Here is an 18,722-nt window from a genome sequence, read left to right as displayed (position 1 = left end):
TCCATGTCCGGGTCCTCGAAGTTCATCGATGCAGCCTCCTATCGAGCATATTGGCCATCCAGGTCAGGGCGCTGATGGCGACGAAGTAGATGACGCCCACCATGAAGAGGGTTTCGGTCACGCGGAAGTTGGCCGCGTAGATCTGCTGTGCCTGGTAGAGCAGTTCGCCGAAGCCGATGGCCAGCAGCAGGGAGGAATCCTTGAGCATGATGACCAGCTGGTTGATGATGGAGGGCGTGGCGAACCTGACGGCCTGGGGCAGGATGACCCGGCGCAGGGCCATGTGACGTGTCAGGCCCAGACTTCGGGCCCCCTCCATCTGCCCGACGTCCACCGAGTCGATGGCCCCGCGCACGATCTCAACCAGGTAGGCTCCGGAGTTCAGGGACAGTGTCAGCGCGCCGGCCAGCCAGATGCTGATGCGGTGGCCGATCAGCTGGGGGACACCCAGGTAGAAGAAGAAGGCCCAGACCAGGACGGGTGTGCCCCTGAAGACCGCCACGTAGATGCGGGCAATCCAGGACAGGATCCGGTTGGGGCTGATTCGCCACAGTCCCAGGATGATGCCGATGGCCAAGGCGATGACGAAGGATATTGCCGTGATGGCCAGGGTGTTGCGCAGGCCCAGCATCAGGGAGGGGAAGGCCTGGCGGACCAGTTCGAAGAATCCTGGCCGGGAGGCGGGGGCACTCTTGCTGGAGTGGCCGCTGCCCACATAGGAATCGACCAGCTTCTTATAGCTGCCATCGGCCTTCATCTTGGCCAGGCCCTCGTTGAAGGCGGCCACGAACTCCTTGTTCTCGCCCTTGCGGACGGCTGCCCCGTAGGAGGCGCCAGGCTCCTTCTTGGTCACGGTCTTCAGTCCGTTGCCCTGGGCGATGCCGTAAGCCAGGACCGGGTAGTCGTCGATGACCGCCTGGGCATTGCCGGACTTGACCATCTCATACATGGTGGAGGACTGGTCCACCGCCTTGACCGTGAAACCGTACTGGGCCGCACGCTGCTTGGCGAAGGCCTCGCCCTCGCTGCCCGTCTTGACGGCCACCACGCTGCCTTGCAGATCCTTGTAGCTGTGGATCTGGTCGTTGTCCTTGGCGATGGCCATCTGCACGCCGGAGTCGAAATAGGGGTCGGTGAAGTCGTAGACCTGCTTGCGCTGGTCGGTGATGGTCATACCGGCTATGACCACATCGGCCTGCTGGGAGTTCAAGGCTTGAAGGGCGGCGTTGAAGCCCAGGGACTGGATCTGCACCGAGAACCCCTCGATGTCGGCGATCTTGCGGATCAGATCCATATCGATGCCGACCAGCTTGCCGGAGGAGTCCCTGAATTCAAAGGGGGCGAAGGTGGTATCGGTGGCGACACGGAAGGTGCGTCCATGGACCGCTTGGGCGGCGGGAGAGTCCTCGGCCGCCTGCGCCGGCGTGGCCAGGGGGGCGACGATCAGGGCTGAGAGCCCCAGGACCAGGGCGAGCAGGCCGATGGCCCACCTGCCTGGACCCGATGTCCATCCCTGGCGAACATGCTTGGCGATCACTGGCGATTCTCCTTATTGTTCCGACTGTGCCGGTCCCGGTTTTCCTCGGGCCAACCTGAAGATATATTCAGGCGGATGACCAGTAAACTGTACACACACCGTGTTTCCGGGACCCAACTACGCGCTGGGCGATACGGCCATATGGGTTCCCAGTCTAGCGCGTTCGTCCTGCTGTTTGTGGCAGGCACAGGCCTATGCTGGTGAGGGCGGGGAGCCACAGGGGCCCCGAGGAATGAGGTAGTGCATATGGTTGATGATCTCTTCCAGGCGGCGGATCCCCCCGAGGAGCACACCCTGCCTCTGGCGGTCAGGATGCGGCCCAGGAGCCTGGACGAGGTGGTCGGCCAGGACAAGGTCACGGCTCCTGGAACCCCCTTGGAGCGGCTGGCCCGCTCGGATCCGAACAACCGTCTGACCGCTCCCAGTTCGGTCATTCTTTTCGGTCCTCCCGGGGTGGGCAAGACCACCCTGGCCTATATTGTGGCCCGACAGTCCGGGCGGCATTTCGAGGAGCTTTCGGCCGTCACCTCGGGGGTCAAGGAGGTGCGGCAGGTCCTAGCCCAGGCCCGGGAGCGGCTGGTCAGCCAGGGGCGGGAGACGGTCCTCTTTATCGATGAGGTCCACCGCTTCTCCAAGTCGCAGCAAGATGCCCTGTTGCCCAGCGTGGAGAACCGGGATGTGACGTTTATCGCAGCCACCACGGAGAATCCCAGCTTTTCGGTCATCTCGCCCCTGCTTTCGCGCTCGGTGGTGGTCAAGCTGGAGGCCCTGGACGACCAGGACCTGGCCACGCTGGTCCGCAGGGCCGTCAAGGACCAGCGTGGGCTCAAGGACCAGGTGCGGCTGGCTCCAGAGGCCCTGGACCAAATTGTGCGCTTTGCCGGAGGTGACGCCCGTCGGGCCCTGACCATTCTGGAGGCTGCGGCCGGGGCGGTCACCGAGGACGGGTCTCGCGCCAAGGGTGCGCGTCGCCCGCTGATCAACGCCAAGGTGGTCTCCTCGGTCATGGACGTGGCCACCGTCCGCTATGACAAGAAGGGCGACGATCACTACGATGTGGCATCGGCCTTCATCAAATCCATGCGGGGGTCCGACGTGGATGCGGCCCTGCACTACCTGGCTCGGATGATCCGGGCCGGCGAGGATCCGCGCTTCATCGCCCGACGCATCATGATCGCCTCCGCCGAGGAGGTGGGCATGGCCTCTCCTGAAGTGCTGGAGATCACGGTCGCGGCTGCCCAGGCCGTGGCCATGGTGGGCATGCCTGAGGCCCGTCTGATTCTGGCCGAGGCGGTCATCGCCGTGGCCACAGCGCCCAAGTCCAACGCGTCTTACCTGGCCATCAACCAGGCCCTGGAGGACGTGGACGCCGGGCATATCGGCCAGGTTCCCCTGCACCTGCGCAACGCTCCCACCAAGCTGATGAAGGCCTGGGGCAACCACGAGGGCTATCAGTATGCCCACGATGCGCCGGATGCAGTGGCACCCCAGCAGTACATGCCGGACGAACTGGTCGGACGGCGCTACTATCACCCCAATGATCGGGGCTATGAGCGTCAGCTGGGCCCACGTCTGGAGGCGATCAGGGCCATCCTGGACAGGGCCGTCGGGCCGGAGGGAAACGCCGGGTCTGGGCAATGACCGTCCGGACTCCTATACTGGTCACCCAATAGACGTTGAGTAGCCACACAATGACCGAAACGCCGCAGGGTCCAGGCCTTCCATATTGACGGTCGCCATGCTCCCAGAAGGAGCCTGTCGCCGTCGGCAGGTCTGGCATGGACGCATGGGGCATGCCTGCCTCATGCACGGGCGCGAGGGTGACGATGTCGACAGCGGTCATTGACAATGCAGACATATCCGAACAATCCAAGAATCTCGGCATGGCCGAGGACGACCTGGCGGTCCGAGAGATTACCCGGCGAGTAGACAATGCTCGTGAATCGGCTACTTTTTATAAGATCGTGGCCCTGGTGGCCGCGGGAATGCTCATGGACAGCATCGATGTCTATGTGGGCAGCGCAGTAGCCAGTTCGGCATTGAGCACGGGATGGTCCACGGTCGCCCAGAATTCCCTCTTCCTGTCGGCCGGTTTCCTGGGGCTCCTGGTGGGCTCGCTGCTGGCCGGTTTCATCGGAGACCTGCGGGGGCGCAAGACCGCCTATCAGATCAACCTGCTGCTCTTCGGAGGCTTTACCCTGCTGGGCGCTCTGGCGCCGAACATGGCTGTCCTTTCGGTCTGCCGGTTGGGGGCCGGCCTGGGGCTGGGCGCCGAGATTGTCACCGGATTCTCCATGGTCAACGAATTCGCTCCCATCAGGCACCGCGGCCGCTGGAGCGCCATCGTCTCACTGGTGGCCAACACAGGAGTGCCTCTGGCCATGCTCCTGTGCGCCTGGATCATTCCGCGCTGGTCCTGGCGGCCGCTCTTTGTCGGCATTGGCCTGGCGGCGGCGCTGATCTGGTATCTGCGGCGTGACATCCCCGAGTCCCCTCGCTGGCTGGCCCTGCATGGGCGGATGGACGAGGCCATCCAGGTGGTTGAGCTTCTGGAGGCCGGCAATGGTCGAGGAGGGTCAAGCTCCGATTCTGTCAGCGGTTCCGCACTTGCCGGCAAGGATGAGGGCCTTGAGGCACCCGCCAAGGCATCGGGTAGCGTGATTCGCGGACTGATTGTGGCCACCGTGGCGGTCTCGGCCACCAACGTCTGCTCCTACGCCTTCACATCCTGGGTGCCCACCATCCTGCTCAAGCGGGGCATAGATCTGAGCGGATCCTTGTGGATCAGCACGCTGATGATGCTGGGCGCCCCCCTGGGCTGCCTGATCGGATCCCTGCTTCTGGACCGGATCGGCCGCAAGCGGATCATCGTCACGGCCTTCCTGCTGACGGCGGTCTTCGGCCTGCTCTACGCTGCGCAGACCAGCCAGGTCACGGCCATTCTGGTGGGCATCCTGCTCATGGCCAGCCTCTATGTCCTCATGTCTTCGGTGGTTGCCGTCTACGCCCCCGAGCTCTTCCCGACCACGGTCCGCTTCCGCTGCGTGGGCATCGCCAATGCCGTCGCCAAGCTCTGCAACGTGCTCATGCCAGTGTTGATTGGCGCCATGCTCAGCCAGTGGGGGAGCACTTCGATCTTCGTCACCATCAGCCTGGTGGCCCTGGCCTCCATGCTGGTCGTGGGCCTGATGGGCTGGGAGACCTCCGGTCGTTCGGTGGGCTGATAGAGGCTGGTCCAAGGTCGCCAGGAATCTGAAAATCAAGGGGCCTGGCCTGAGCCTGGAGCCGTCCAAGGGCGGCGAAAGGTTCGGCCAGGCCCCTTTCTCAGTAAGAGATATCAGAGCTGGTTGGCCAGCAGCCGGTTGTAGACGCAGCGCAGTTCGCTCTGGAAGGTCTCGGGGTCGATATCGGGATTCTGCTTGAACAGATCGATCCACCAGTTGTTGACCGACCTGATTCTCCTGCGGGCTATGTCCGCGCCCGACCTGGTCAGGGCGATGATGTTGACCCGGTGATCGGCGGGGTTCTGTTCACGGCTGACCAGACCCTGGGCCTTCAAAGCCTTGAGATCCCGGGCCAGCAGACTGGGGTCTACGCATAGGTCCCGGGCTATCTGGCGCTGGCTGAGGCCGGGGTGGTCATAGAGGTATATAATCAGATCACCCTGGGTGCCTCGTAAGGTGGTTTCGCCTGTGTACCGGCTGGCATCGTTGCGTGCATGCCGGTAGATTCCGGCTATACAGCTGCTCAGGTTGTGGTAGTGGCTCTTCTTCAACATCGCTGCTGCCCCCTAGCTGGTAAGGAAGATCAAAGAGTTCGGCGGGCATGATTGACCGCATGGACCCCTTCGGCGCCGTTCCCCTTCCAGGCCTGTTTCCGGCAACTCCCTAGCCTCGGCCCGGCACGGACGACGCATTTTTCATCATATCAATACCGTCGACACCATGGGTATCGTCCACGATCCAGACATGGGCCGGGCAAGCCATGATTTCTTTGATGCCGATTCGGCTCGAAGCCTTTCATCGTCGATTGTGCAGGGATTCTCTGCCTACTTCGGGCCTGTGCTCAGGCTTATGGGCTTAAAGGAATTGCCTTGTTGCCCTGCCAAGGTCGCGGACTATCACCGTCATTGCTCCACGGTATGCTAAGATGTTCCCTTTTCGTGACGGGACCTGGAAAGGATTGGCATGCGGGTACTGGACTTCGACGGCACCATCTACGATGGCGAGAGCCTGCTTGACTTCTACCTGTTCACTGTCCGCAAGGATCCGCGGGTGCTGCACTACCTGCCGGTTGCCCTCTTCTATGCCGTCCGCTACCGTCTGGGCCGGGTCACCCTGGAGCAGCTGGATTCGGCCATGCGTCGGGTGGGCTCGCGCTACCTGCGTCGACTGACCTCGCGTCCCGGCTTTGACATGGATCGCCTGGTCAGCCAATTCTGGGATGCCAACATGCACAAGATCATGGATTGGTACACCCCCCAGGCCGACGACGTGGTGGTGACCGCCTCCTTCGATCTGGTGGCGGGGGAGGCCTGCCGGCGACTGGGCATCACCCGCTGCATCGGCTCCACCCTGGATTTGGAGTCCCTGACTGTGGGCTACCTCAACTTCGGACCCGACAAGCCCCTGCATTTTCAGCGGATCCTGGGCCGGGAGACGGCCATCGACGCCTTCTACACCGATTCGGCCTTCGACCTGCCCATGATCGATCTTGCCCGGCGGGCCTACCTGGTCGAGCATGGCAGGGTCCGCCGCATCAAATAGGCAGGGCCGTCACCGTGGCTTTTATCTACAGCTTTTATCTGCTGGTTCTCGATTCGAAGGGAAAGACCAACCCCCACTGGCGGCGCAGGGAGTCCATGAGCTCCATGATGCGCATGGTGTCCTTGTGGGGCATCTGGGCGCACTCGGTCTTACCGTCCAGGATGGCCTGTGCGGCGCTGGCCACCTCGTACTCATAACCGGTCAGCTGGTCGGGGATGGGGTAGCTCTTCCTCAATTTATGGTCCCCGTCGTACAGGTCTATGGACTCCACGTTGTTGATATTGATGCACTGCAGGTAACCCTGGTCTCCCCAGATGCTGCCGGTCCGGTCGCTGTCCGAAACCATGGAGCTGGTCGCTTCCCCCACGGATCCATCCTTGTAGAAAATGGCTGTAAAGTTCTGGCTGTCCACGCCCTCTGGGCTGCGGACCCAATCCGTGCAGACCCGTTCAATGGGCTTGGGTCCCATGACCATGTCGATGAAGTTGAGAGGGTAGACGCCCACGTCGAGCAGGGCGCCGCCGGCCAGGGCCGGGTCGGTCATCCTGGCCTTGCCCACGGTTACATATCCCAGGTTGGCGGTCACGGTCCTGACGGTGCCGATTGCCCCCGAGGAGATGATGCCGTCGATGATGGAGCGCGAGGGCATGTACCTGGTCCAGATGGCCTCGGTGCAGAGTAGGCCGGTGTTCTCGGATGTCTCCATGACCTGCCTGGCCTGATCGGCGTTGGCGGCGAAGGACTTCTCGACCAGCACGTTCTTTCCGGCCTTCATGCAGGCGATGGCCTGCTCGGCGTGGAGGCTGTGAGGCGTGGCGATGTAGACCAGATCCACTTGCGGATCATCCAGGAGCTCCTGGTAGGAGCCATAGGAATGTGCGAACCCATATTTTTCGGCGAAGGCGGCTGCACGTTCCCCGTCCCTGGCTGCCACGGCGTAGGGGGCCACCAGGTGGCTGTACTGCGGGTCCTGGGCCATCATGACCACGGTCTTGGCCAGGGCGTTGGCTATCCGTCCGGCACCGAGAATGGCGAAGTTGACCCGCATGCCCTTCTGCTCAGCCTCTTGTCGTTTGCCGTTCAATCTGCTCATCCTTGACTCCTTCGTTCGAATCGCCATATGCTGTGATGGCCTCATACAATTTCTGCAGGGTTTCCTGGGCGTGGCGGGCATCCAGCTGACACTCCCAGACTGTGAAGACCCGCCAGCCCATGGCTTTCAGCTTTTCCCCCTGCTCCTGATCCCGCAGACGGTTCCTTGTCAGCTTTGTGGTCCAAAACTCCACATTGGATTTGGGAAGGGAGAATTTGGCACAGCCCTGATGCATGTGCCAGAAACAGCCGTTGACGAATACCATGGCCCGCCACTTGGGCAGAACCACATCAGGATGGCCCGGATACCTCTTGTCATTTTTGCGAAAACGCAGACCTCGCGAAAAGAGGTAGGACCGGACCTGGCGTTCTATTGATGTTTCCGTGCCCCTGATCCGGGACATGGTGTAGCTGCGTGTGCCGGGCTGGAATCTGCTGGATGTCTTTTTCGAAACCATCCCCGGCACGGCTCAGAGGACTTCGATGCTGTTGATGAAGACCGGCTCAAGGGGACGGTCGCCCGAGTCGGTGGCCACGGCATCCAGCTTGTCGACCACCTTCCGGGAATCCTCATCGGCAACCTGGCCGAAGATGGTGTGGTGCCCGTTCAACCAAGGGGTGGGCACGGTGGTGATGAAGAACTGCGATCCGTTGGTGCCGTGGGTCTTTCCGGTGGCGGGGTCCCGGCGCAGCCCTGCATTGGCCATGGCCAGCTTGTAGGGTTCCTCGAAGGTCAGGGAGGGGTCGATCTCATCGTCGAACTCGTAGCCGGGGCCGCCTGTGCCGGTGCCCAGCGGGCAGCCGCCCTGGATCATGAAGTCCTTGATGATCCGGTGGAAGGTCAGCCCGTCATAGAAAGGATCCTGTCGCTTCTGGCCCGTCTCGGGATCGGTCCAGTCCTTGCGGCCGGCGGCCAGGTCCAGGAAGTTGGCCACGGTTTCGGGGGCCTTGTCGTCAAAGAGGTCCAGGCGAATGTCGCCTTCTGAGGTATGCATGATGACTGTGCTCATGTCCCCAATCCTTTCATAAGACGGCGACGCGCACCGAGGATCCGAAGGGCATCAGGGCCAGGCGGGCCATCTTGAAGGCCTGCAGACCGAAGGGTATGCCCACCACGGTCAGCATGGTGACCAGTCCGGCCGCCAGATAGGCCAGAGCCAGCCACCAGCCGCCCAGGATGATCCAGAGCAGGTTGGCCAGCCAGGAACCCAGCCCGCCTCCATAGATGACCTGTCGGCCGAATGGTGTCAGGGTCAGTCTTGCCATCTTGAGGGCCTGGACGCCCAGGGGTATGCCCACCACGGTCAGGCAGAGCACGATGCCAACAAGGGTCCAGGCCAGGGCGATGACCAGTCCTCCCAGTAGCAGCCAGCAGATGTTGCCGATCAGGCGCATGTAGGTCCTTCCGTCAGGGTGGCGGTGACGGCCTTGGCGCAGGCGGTCACCTTCTCGATGATGATGGTCAGTCGTTTCTGCCGTTGTTCGAGGGTAAGTTCCTGGTCCAGGGCATCAATCAGGCGCATGCCGGATTGGACGATGCCCCGCGTCACCTCTACACCCATGGCCGGATCCGCTGGTCGCAGGGCTGTCCAAGCCTGGATCAGCGGCTGGTTGACCTGCCGGTGGAAGTCCAGAAGGGCTAGGATCTGCCGGTCTGTGGATCGATCGCTCTTCGGGGCGGGCTCATGGGGATTCGAGGGGTTGCCGTAGATCAAGGACTGGCGTAACTGCTCGTCGTGCTGCTCGGCGTAGAGGTTCATCAGCCAGCCGTGTCCATGCAGTCCGGCCTGCTCCAGATTGGTCCGGGTCCAAACCTCGACTGTTCGGCGCGGTTCGTCTGTTCTGCCCAGGGCCTGGTCCAGGGCCTGACCCCAGTCGGGCAGGTGCCGCTCCATGACCATGTCGCAGAGTTGATCGGCATCCCGGGCGTAGCGATAGAGGGAGTTCCGGGCCAGGTTGGTGCGTCGGGCCACCTCGGCCATGGTCAGCTGGCTGCGTCCGCCGGTGCGCAGGATGGCTTCGGCGGCGGTCATGATCTGGTCCAGGGTTTTGGCTCGGTGTTCCTGGAGCGTGGATTCGCGGATCCTGGGCATGGTCCTCCTTGGTCCGGCCTCCTGGGTGCAGCGGTGATGAATCGAGTTCAGCCGGTCATGGGGCATATGATATGGCCTATTTACAGCAGAACCAAGCCGAAAGGGCCTCTTTAGCGTGCGGCTTGTCCGCGCTGAGTGAACTTGCCAAGCGGGTTTTCGCGACGTATAGTCGCAAAAAATTCGCAGATCAGGGTGAGGGGAGATCTGATGACCGGATCGGCAAGCATAGACGTGAAGAAGGGCAGTCAGAAAGGCAGCCAGGAGTCTCAGGAGGCTGCACCGCCCTGGCGTGCGCTCTGGGTGTTGGCTCTGGGTCTGGCCATGATTGTGCTGGATTCGTCCATCGTCAACGTCTCCATACCCTCCATCATCGCCGCCATCCATATCAACCTGGCTCAAGCCCAGTGGGTGACCGCCCTCTACAGCATTGTCCTGGCGGCCCTGCTCCTGCCTTCCGGTCGTCTGGGGGACATGATCGGACGCAAGCGGATCCTTCAGGTGGGCACGGTCATCTTTGTGCTCGGTTCCGTTTTCGCCGCATCGGCCTCATCCGGCACAATGCTGCTTCTGGCCCGGCTTGTTCAGGGAATCGGTGGATCCTTGGTCATGCCTTCCACCTTGTCTACCGTGTCCGCCACCTTCCGGGGTCGGCACCGGGCCACTGCATTCGGCATCTGGGGGGCTGTCATGTCATCCGCGGCGGCGGTCGGCCCCTTCCTGGGCGGGGTCTTCACCAGCACCATCGGATGGCGGTGGATCTTCCTGGTCAATCTGCCCCTGGGGCTGATCGTCCTCGTGGCCAGCGCAGTCTTTGTGCCCGAGACCAAGTCCGCTCCTCGGAAGACCGATGATCGGTGGGGGATGCTTGCCGACTGGAAGGGCATACTCCTTTCGGCCCTGGGGTCGGCCTTGGTGGTCTTTGCGCTGATTGAGGGGCAGACCTACGGCTGGTGGCGTCCCCGCGCCGCACTTGAGCTGGGCCCATTGCGGTGGTCTGCCTCGGCACCCCTGTCGCCGGTTCCAGTCAGTCTGCTCTTGGGATTGGCCCTGCTTGCCGCCTTTGCGCTGACCGAGCTGGCCAGGGCGCGCAGGGGCAAGATGGTCATCCTGGACGTGTCCATGTTCGCCATCGGCACCTTCGGCTGGGGCAACCTCACGGCCGCCATCGTCAACGCCGGTCAGTTCGCGGTCATGTTCATCCTGCCCCTCTACCTGATCAACGCCAGAGGCCTGAGTCCCCTGGGGGCCGGATCCATCCTGGGTGTCATGGCCTTGGGGTCGGTCGTTTCGGGCGGCCTGGCCCGTGTGGTCTCAACCCGTCTGGGGGCCGGCGGCACGGTGCAGACGGGTCTGCTGATGGAGATCGTCGGTGTGGCCCTGTCCGTTCTGCTCATGCGTGGATCGGTGCCGGTCTGGCCCATGACCCTGACTCTGATTATCTACGGCGCCGGTCTGGGCTTTGCCTCGGCACAGCTGACCAGCCTGGTGCTCTCCGGTGTTCCGGTTTCCCAGTCCGGCCAGGCTTCGGCCACCCAGTCCACCATCCGCCAGTGGGGGACCGCCCTGGGCGCCGCAGTTTCCGGTTCCGCCCTCTCACTGGCTCTGAGCCTGGTGCTGCCAAGACATCTGACGGCCCTCAAGGGAATCTCGGCGCAGATGGCCGATGGCCTGGTCAGATCGGTTCAGTCCTCTGCAGGAAATGCCATCGTTGGTCTGCGCGCTCAAGGTACTCGGGGCCGGTTGGGAGCCTTGGGTCCTCAGGTGACCAATGCCCTGACCGATGGGTTCACCCAAGGCGCCCAGTGGGCTATGGGCTTCGCGGTTCTTTTGCTCCTCCTGGGGCTGGTCGCCTCTGTGCTGGTACGCCGGGCCGCCCGTAAGGCTGGTGCCGATAAGGTCTGAGGCATCCGTAATCCCGTCTTCTCTGTATCGGTCCACACTCGGGACTGTCTGTCTGCCCGTGGGCCGGCCCTGACACGGTTTAGAATCATGGGTATGCGCATACAAGAGGAACAGCCGCGGCGGGATGGCGATCTGCTGGTGGCTCTGGCTCAGATCGACACCTGTGTGGGCGATCTTGACGGCAACGCCGACATTATTATGGACTACTCCCGAAAGGCAGCTGAGCAGGGGGCCACGCTGGTCGTCTTCCCGGAGATGAGTCTGACCGGTTACCCGATTGAGGATCTGGCATTTCGTGCCAGCTTCCGTCGGGCCGCCTGGTCTCGGGCCGACCGTCTGGCCGGGGAGCTGGAGGAGCAGGGTCTGGGCCATCTCTATGTGATCGTGGGAACCGTCGGCACCGACACGGATCAGGACAGGCCCCGCAACCGGCTGGTGGTCCTGCACCAGGGTCGGGTCGAGGCCGGCTACGACAAGCACTTCCTGCCCAACTACGGGGTCTTCGATGAGTACAGGATTTTCACCCCGGGGGATAGGACCGTCGTCCTGGAGGTGCAGGGGCACCGGATAGGGCTGGCCATCTGCGAGGACATCTGGCAGGAAGGTGATCCCATCAGCGACCTGGCTGGCCGGGACATCGACCTCCTGGTGACTATCAATGGCTCTCCCTTCGAGGAGGGCAAGGGGCACGTCCGTTACGAGCTGGCGACTCGTCGGGCCAAGCAGGTCGGCGCGCCTCTGCTCTATCTGAACCAGGTAGGCGGTCAAGACGATCTGGTCTTTGACGGAGGCAGTTTTGTGGTGGACCAGGATGGCACGCTGCTGGAGCGCTCGCCAAGGTTTGTCCAAGATCTGTCCACTTGGACCCTGCCTGCACGGGGGGAGCGCCCACTGCCCAGCCAGTCCTGCATGGCGGAAGAGATGCCTGGGGATGAGGAGGTCTATCGGGCCTGTGTGCTGGGTCTAAAGGACTATATGGCCAAGAATCATTTCACCGGCGTCTGCCTGGGGCTCTCAGGCGGGATCGACTCGGCCCTGGTGGCGACCATGGCTGCCGATGCCTGCGGAGGGGAGCATGTGCGCGGGATCTCCATGCCCAGTCGCTACTCCTCGGAGGGCTCCCGGGACGATGCCGCCGATCTGGCCCAGCGTCTGGGCGTGCGTTATGTGGTGCAAGCCATAGGCCCCGAATTCGACGCCTTCCAAGGGCAGTTGCATCTGGAAGGGGTGGCTGAAGAGAATCTGCAGGCCCGAATCCGCGGCGTCATCGTTATGGCCTACGCCAATGCCGAGGGGCTTCTGGCCCTGGCCACAGGCAACAAGTCCGAGCTGGCCTGCGGTTATTCAACTATCTATGGCGATGCAGTCGGTGGCTATGCGCCCATCAAGGATCTGCTTAAGACCCGGGTCTGGCAACTGGCCCGCTGGCGCAATGCCCAGGCCCAGGCACGGGGTGAACGTGAGCCCATCCCGGTCAATTCCATTGTCAAGCCACCCTCGGCCGAGCTCCGTGAAGGGCAGAAGGACTCCGATTCTCTGCCAGACTACAGCCTGCTCGACAAGGTCCTTGAGGCATACATCGAGCATGCCCACGGTCGGGCCGACCTCCTGGACGACGGTTTCGATCCCGACACGGTCGACACGGTCATGCGGCTGGTGGATAGGGCCGAGTGGAAGCGGCGTCAGTATCCGTTGGGGCCCAAGGTCACCTCCCTGGCCTTCGGCCGGGATCGCCGGCTGCCAGTCACCAACGCCTTCAGGGAGTGATCGCTATGGGTTCCGAACAGGAGCGGACGGCCTGGTACTTCAACACCGTCACCGGCAGACCCGAGCAGGGCAAGCTGTCTCCCCAGGACAGGCGGATGGGCCCCTACCGTAGCAGGCAGGAGGCCCTTGATGCCTGGAAGATTGCCAAGCGCAGGAACAAGGAATGGGATGAAGAAGACCGTCGTTGGCGGCAGGCCTGGGAGGGAGATCCTGGGCAGGGACAGTCATCAGCTGACAGATGAAGCTCGCGCTGAATCGGCAATCAGCGCTGGCGACCAGTTGGCCGTTCAATCAGAACGGATCGGTATTCAGACGGTGTGCCGGGCGCGCTCTCAAGATATGGGCGTGGCGCCCATTGCGAGTCTGTTTGCAGTGTGATATAGCTCACGTCGCGATTCTGTTTCCCGTGGTAATGCGCACCGTATACTTGAAAGTGACAGTGGTGTGAGGAAGCGCCATTGACCATATCAACAAGGAGTTGACTATGACAGCAGTTGAGACCAATACCGTCTCTCCCGCAGAGCTGCAAGCCAAGGCTTGGAAGGGCTTCAAGGGCGAGGACTGGAAGAAAGACATCGACGTTCGCGACTTCATTCAAAAGAACTACACTCCGTACACTGGTGATGAATCCTTCCTGGCACCGGCTACGGAGAAGACCAAGTTCCTGTGGAACTACCTGGATGACAATTTCCTTGCCGTAGAGCGCAAGCAGCGCGTCTACGACGTGGACACCCACACCCCGGCGGGCATTGATGCCTTCCCGGCCGGATACATCGACGGCAAGCCTGCCGGCGAGACCCAAGACGACGTGATTGTCGGCATGCAGACCGACGTTCCCTGCAAGCGTGCGATGATGCCCTACGGCGGCTGGCGCATGGTTGAGCAGGCCCTCAAGGAGGCCGGCAAGGAGCCCGACCCCGAGGTCAAGAAGATCTTCACCCGGTATCGCAAGACCCACAACGATGGCGTCTTCGACGTCTACACCAAGAGGATCAAGCTGGCTCGCCACAACAAGATTCTGACTGGTCTGCCCGATGCCTACGGCCGTGGCCGTATCATTGGCGACTACCGTCGTGTGGCCCTGTACGGCATCGACGAACTGATTGCCCGCAAGAAGGCCGACAAGGATTCGATTCCTTACCGCAACGACTTCACCGAGGAAGAGATCGAGCACTGGATTCGCTTCCGCGAGGAGCACGCCGAGCAGATCAAGGCTCTGAAGCAGCTGCTAACTCTGGGCAAGGAGTACGGCCTGGATCTGAGCCGTCCTGCCATGAATGCCAAGGAAGCTGTCCAGTGGACCTATATGGCCTACCTGGCCTCGGTCAAGAGCCAGGACGGCGCCGCCATGTCCATCGGCCGCCTGTCCGCTTTCTTCGACGTCTACTTCGAGCGTGATCTGGCCGCTGGCCTGATCGACGAGACCGATGCCCAGGAAATCATCGACAACATCGTGATGAAGCTGCGCATCGTGCGCTTCCTGCGGACCAAGGACTACGACAACATCTTCTCGGGCGACCCCTACTGGGCCACCTGGTCCGACGCCGGTTTCGGCGACGACGGCAGGCCCATGGTCACCAAGACCTCCTTCCGTCTGCTGGCAACCCTGACCCTGGAGCACCTTGGACCCGGCCCAGAGCCCAACATCACCATCTTCTGGGATCCGAAGCTGCCTGAGGGCTACAAGCGCTTCTGCGCCCGTATCTCCATCGACACCTCCGCCATCCAGTACGAGTCCGACAAGGACATTCGCGCCCACTGGGGCGATGACGCCGCCATCGCATGCTGCGTGTCCCCCATGAGGGTCGGCAAGCAGATGCAGTTCTTCGGCGCCCGTGTCAACTCCGCCAAGGCCCTGCTCTACGCCATGAACGGCGGCCGTGACGAGATGACCGGCATGCAGGTCATCGACAAGGACGTAATCAAGCCTGTCACCCCCAAGGAAGACGGTTCTCTGGACTTCCAGGAGGTCAAGGACAACTACGAGAAGGCCCTGCAGTGGCTGAGCGAGACCTACGTCGAGGCTCTGAACATCATCCACTACATGCACGATAAGTACGACTACGAGTCCATTGAGATGGCCCTGCACGACAAGGAGGTCTACCGCACCCTGGGTTGCGGCATGTCCGGCCTGTCCATCGCCGCTGACTCCCTGTCGGCTATCAAGTACGCCAAGGTCTACCCGATCTACAACAAGGATGCCAAGGGCACCCCTGAGTATGTCGAGGGCGCTGACGACGACCTGATCGTCAACTACAAGACCGTTGGCGAGTTCCCGATCTACGGCAACGACGATGATCGCGCCGACGATCTGGCCAAGTGGACCGTGTCCACCGTCATGGGCCAGATCAAGCGCCTGCCTGTCTACCGCGGCGCTGTGCCGACCCAGTCCATTCTGACCATCACCTCCAACGTGGAGTATGGCAAGAACACCGGGTCCTTCCCCTCCGGCCACAAAAAGGGCACCCCGTACGCTCCCGGCGCCAACCCCGAGAACGGCATGGATTCGCACGGCATGCTGCCCTCCATGTTCTCCGTGGGTAAGATCGACTACAACGATGCCCTGGACGGCATCTCGCTGACCAACACGATCACCCCCGACGGCCTGGGCCGCGACGAGGATGAGCGCATCAACAACCTGGTGGGTATCCTGGACGCCGGCAACGGCCACGGGCTCTACCACGCCAACATCAACGTCCTGCGCAAGGAGCAGTTGGAGGATGCCGTCGAGCACCCCGAGAAGTACCCGCACCTGACCGTGCGCGTCTCGGGCTACGCCGTCAACTTCGTCAAGCTGACCCGCGAGCAGCAGCTCGACGTGATCTCCCGCACCTTCCACCAGGGCGCGGTGACCGACTGATCGCCCTCGTGCGATAGTCAACCGTTGATGAGACGGTGAATCATGGGGCGGGGCGCACCAAGGCCCTGCCCCCTTTTCGTCTTTTTCAGGAGGATCCGATGACGGAGACCACCACCTTCCATACCACACAGCCGCACATGCTCAAGGAATCCAAGGTCTACCAGAGCCAGACCCTGATGGGCGGCCTTTCGGGGTTCGAATCGCCCATTGGACTGGACCGGCACGACCGTATGAATGCCCTACGCACGGGCGACATCGGATTTGTTCACTCCTGGGACATTAACACTTCAGTGGACGGGCCGGGCACAAGGATGACCGTCTTCATGAGCGGATGCCCCCTGCGTTGCCAGTACTGCCAGAACCCCGACACCTGGAAGATGCGCGATGGCCAGCCCGTATATCTGCAGGCCATGATCGACAAGGTGGCCCGCTACCAGGACCTCTTCAAGAGCACGGGCGGAGGAATCACCTTCAGCGGCGGCGAGTCCATGATGCAGGCAGCCTTTGTCTCACGCGTCTTTCGCGCTGCCAAGGAGATGGGCGTCCACACCTGCCTGGACACCTCGGGCTTCCTCAATCGCAATTACACCGATGCCATGATTGACGATATCGACCTGTGCCTGCTGGATGTCAAGTCCGGCGACGAGGCCACCTACAAAAAGGTGACCGGCGGCACGCTGGCCCCCACAATCGAATTCGGCAAGCGTCTGGCAGCCCGTGGCAGCAAGATCTGGGTTCGCTTTGTGCTGGTGCCAGGGCTGACCGACTCCGAGGAGAACGTCGAGAATGTGGCTCGGGTGTGCGAACAGTTCAAGGATGCCATCGAGCACATTGATGTGCTTCCCTTCCATCAGCTTGGACGGCCCAAGTGGCATGAGCTGCGCATCCCCTACCCGCTGGAGGATGCCAAAGGCCCCTCTGCGGCCCTGAAGGATCGGGTCAAGAAGCAGCTGGAGGCCCACGGCTTCGTGGTCTACTGAGGCGTGGAACCCAATTTGGTTCCAGGGCGGATCCAGGAGAAACCCGAATAATTCTCTTGTGACTCCCCACGGCAGATGTCGTGGGGAGTTTTTTTGCTCGGGCGCAGGCCAGCCGGCCAATCAGCAAGTGACCGACTCACTGAATGGCAGAATCATCAGATGAATGGCACGCCGAATGACCGGCCTAATGATTGGCAGGTTCAATGATTGGCAGATTTAATGATTGGCAGATTCAATGGGTGACGGATTCAATGGATGACCGACACTGAAAAATCGATAAATTCCCGGCATGGCATTCACAGTGAGAAATCGTCGGTGGGTTGAGACCATGGACTATGCTTTCAGGCGTGTGTTTTCCGGGCCGGTAGGTCCGGTGGAGTTTTGGAAGACAAACTAAAAAAGAGGTTGAGCGCAGGTGACCACGGAACCTAAGACGCAGCTGCTTTCAGAGCCCGCCCAGGGTGTGCCGTCGGTCATCGACGATATGGCCGGATACCGCCGGGCCTGCCGGTTACTGTCCCAGGGGAGCGGTGCGCTGGCTGCTGATGCTGAACGCGCCTCTGGCTTTCGCTATGGCCACGACGACTACCTGGTCCAGTTCAAGCGCCAGGGGGCGGGGATATTCCTGCTGGACCCACCGGCTCTGAGGCAGGCGGGCTGTGACTGGTCGGAATTCAATAAGGCTGTTGATGGAGCCCAGTGGATTATCCACGACTCCCCTCAGGATCTGCCCGGCTTCCATGCATTGGGCATGAGGCCCTCATCGCTCTTCGACACCGAGCTGGCGGCCAGGATGCTCAACCTGGGTCATTACGGCCTGTCTGCAGTGACTGCGCACTACCTGGGGCTGACGCTGGCCAAGGAGCATTCTGCTGCAGACTGGTCCTACCGCCCGCTGCCCCGTGATTGGCGCAATTATGCCGCCTTGGACGTGGAGTTGCTGGATCGGGTGCGGTCGTGCGAGCTGGATGATCTGCGCCATCACGGCAAGGATGAATGGGCAAGGCAGGAATTCGCCTGGTTGCTGCAGCAGGGCAAAATCCCCAAGCAGGAGCCTGAGCAGCCCTGGCGGCATATCTCGCATATCAACGCCCTGCGCAATGACCGTCGAGGCCTGGCTGTGGCCCGTTCCCTGTGGACCACCCGTGACAAGCTGGCCAGACGCAATGACATTGCTCCGACGCTCCTCCTGCCTGACAAGGCCATCATCGAGGCCGGCAGACTCAAGCCGCACAACAACGCCCAATTCCGCTCCATCCGATCCTTGAATGAGCGGGTCAGGATCCACACCGGCGGCGAGCAGGACCGGATGTTCGAGCGCTATGCGCCCATCCAGCGCCGGGTCAGGCCCTCGGTCTGGAAACAGGCCATCCTGGAAGCGCTGAGTCTGCCCACCGAAGAACTGCCGGTGCCTCCCAAGCCGCGGTGTGAGGAGACCAACGCCCCCAAGTCCATGCAGGTCTGGCGGCACCGCCACCCGGACCGATATGCCAGGCTGGAGGCAGCGCGCAAGGCGGTGACTGAGGTGGGACGCCGGACCAACACCCCCGACGAGATTCTGATCAAGCCCCGCTACCTGCGCAACCTCTGCTGGACCGACGAACCGGAGAAGCGGGATGTGGCCGACTTCCTGCGTCAGGAGGGCGCCCGCCCCTGGCAGGTTTCGCTCCTGTCAGAGTCCCTGACTCGCGCTATTATGTAACGGTTGCCTTACTGGCAGATCAA

Annotated in this window: 16 protein-coding genes; 9 read left to right on the top strand and 7 right to left on the bottom strand. The window is 62.1% G+C overall.

Annotated features, from left to right (window positions below; translation table 11 throughout):
* Positions 1-22: 22 nt before the first annotated feature.
* Positions 23-1,537, bottom strand: coding sequence for an amino acid ABC transporter substrate-binding protein/permease (locus AACP62_RS04150; protein WP_339346605.1), 1,515 nt, complete (start codon positions 1,535-1,537; stop codon positions 23-25).
* A 246-nt stretch (positions 1,538-1,783) separates the two neighbouring features.
* Here AACP62_RS04150 and AACP62_RS04145 point away from each other — a divergent pair, with 246 nt between their 5' ends.
* Entirely contained in the window at positions 1,784-3,178 is a 1,395-nt protein-coding gene (locus AACP62_RS04145) for a replication-associated recombination protein A (RefSeq protein WP_339346604.1), read from the top strand.
* Positions 3,179-3,420: 242 nt separating this feature from the next.
* The gene (locus AACP62_RS04140; RefSeq protein ID WP_339346602.1) at positions 3,421-4,761 is read left to right on the top strand and encodes an MFS transporter; all 1,341 of its coding nucleotides are present in this window, start codon (positions 3,421-3,423) and stop codon (positions 4,759-4,761) included.
* A gap of 113 nt (positions 4,762-4,874) precedes the next feature.
* On the opposite strand, the gene AACP62_RS04135 is transcribed toward AACP62_RS04140, so the two are convergent.
* Complete coding sequence (locus AACP62_RS04135; protein WP_045935273.1) at positions 4,875-5,315, bottom strand: MarR family winged helix-turn-helix transcriptional regulator; 441 nt, start codon at positions 5,313-5,315, stop codon at positions 4,875-4,877.
* A gap of 409 nt (positions 5,316-5,724) precedes the next feature.
* Here AACP62_RS04135 and AACP62_RS04130 point away from each other — a divergent pair, with 409 nt between their 5' ends.
* Positions 5,725-6,303 (top strand): haloacid dehalogenase-like hydrolase, encoded by a 579-nt coding sequence (locus AACP62_RS04130; protein WP_198179255.1) that lies wholly within the window; start codon positions 5,725-5,727, stop codon positions 6,301-6,303.
* Positions 6,304-6,337: 34 nt separating this feature from the next.
* Here AACP62_RS04130 and AACP62_RS04125 read toward each other — a convergent pair whose 3' ends face one another.
* Genes AACP62_RS04125 through AACP62_RS04105 form a run of 5 tightly spaced genes read right to left on the bottom strand, consistent with a single transcriptional unit; the run spans position 6,338 to position 9,488 of the window.
* Positions 6,338-7,396 (bottom strand): Gfo/Idh/MocA family protein, encoded by a 1,059-nt coding sequence (locus AACP62_RS04125; RefSeq protein WP_339346598.1) that lies wholly within the window; start codon positions 7,394-7,396, stop codon positions 6,338-6,340.
* Positions 7,362-7,853, bottom strand: coding sequence for a very short patch repair endonuclease (locus AACP62_RS04120; protein WP_339346596.1), 492 nt, complete (start codon positions 7,851-7,853; stop codon positions 7,362-7,364). Before AACP62_RS04120 ends, AACP62_RS04125 begins: the two co-directional genes overlap by 35 nt.
* A gap of 12 nt (positions 7,854-7,865) precedes the next feature.
* Entirely contained in the window at positions 7,866-8,405 is a 540-nt protein-coding gene (locus AACP62_RS04115; RefSeq protein ID WP_198206474.1) for a peptidylprolyl isomerase, read from the bottom strand.
* A 13-nt stretch (positions 8,406-8,418) separates the two neighbouring features.
* Positions 8,419-8,790, bottom strand: coding sequence for a YccF domain-containing protein (locus tag AACP62_RS04110; protein WP_198206476.1), 372 nt, complete (start codon positions 8,788-8,790; stop codon positions 8,419-8,421).
* A complete protein-coding gene (locus AACP62_RS04105) occupies positions 8,781-9,488 on the bottom strand; it encodes a TetR/AcrR family transcriptional regulator (protein WP_198206477.1) in 708 nt (235 codons plus the stop codon). The genes AACP62_RS04110 and AACP62_RS04105 overlap by 10 nt, the downstream gene beginning before the upstream one ends.
* Before the next feature lie 207 nt (positions 9,489-9,695).
* Between AACP62_RS04105 and AACP62_RS04100 the strand changes: the two genes are divergently transcribed.
* From AACP62_RS04100 to AACP62_RS04075, 6 genes are all read left to right on the top strand, one after another.
* On the top strand, positions 9,696-11,390 hold the full coding sequence (locus tag AACP62_RS04100; RefSeq protein WP_339346591.1) for an MFS transporter: 1,695 nt from the start codon (positions 9,696-9,698) through the stop codon (positions 11,388-11,390).
* 87 nt (positions 11,391-11,477) lie between these two features.
* Complete coding sequence (locus AACP62_RS04095) at positions 11,478-13,157, top strand: NAD+ synthase (RefSeq protein WP_425332905.1); 1,680 nt, start codon at positions 11,478-11,480, stop codon at positions 13,155-13,157.
* Between the two features lie 5 nt (positions 13,158-13,162).
* Complete coding sequence (locus AACP62_RS04090) at positions 13,163-13,399, top strand: hypothetical protein (RefSeq protein WP_029678951.1); 237 nt, start codon at positions 13,163-13,165, stop codon at positions 13,397-13,399.
* Positions 13,400-13,641: 242 nt separating this feature from the next.
* Complete coding sequence (gene pflB, locus AACP62_RS04085) at positions 13,642-16,017, top strand: formate C-acetyltransferase (RefSeq protein WP_339346587.1); 2,376 nt, start codon at positions 13,642-13,644, stop codon at positions 16,015-16,017.
* 98 nt (positions 16,018-16,115) lie between these two features.
* Positions 16,116-16,997 carry a pyruvate formate-lyase-activating protein gene (pflA, locus tag AACP62_RS04080; protein ID WP_015021700.1) on the top strand — a complete coding sequence of 294 codons (882 nt, stop codon included), beginning with the start codon at positions 16,116-16,118 and terminating at the stop codon, positions 16,995-16,997.
* Between the two features lie 415 nt (positions 16,998-17,412).
* Entirely contained in the window at positions 17,413-18,699 is a 1,287-nt protein-coding gene (locus AACP62_RS04075; RefSeq protein ID WP_339346580.1) for an HRDC domain-containing protein, read from the top strand.
* Positions 18,700-18,722: the final 23 nt, after the last annotated feature.

This window comes from Bifidobacterium apis (genome assembly GCF_036986835.1).
In the GTDB taxonomy this organism is placed as follows: domain Bacteria; phylum Actinomycetota; class Actinomycetes; order Actinomycetales; family Bifidobacteriaceae; genus Bombiscardovia; species Bombiscardovia apis_A.
The sequence above is the reverse complement of the archived record's forward strand: the minus strand, read 5'-3'. Positions and strand labels throughout refer to the sequence as shown.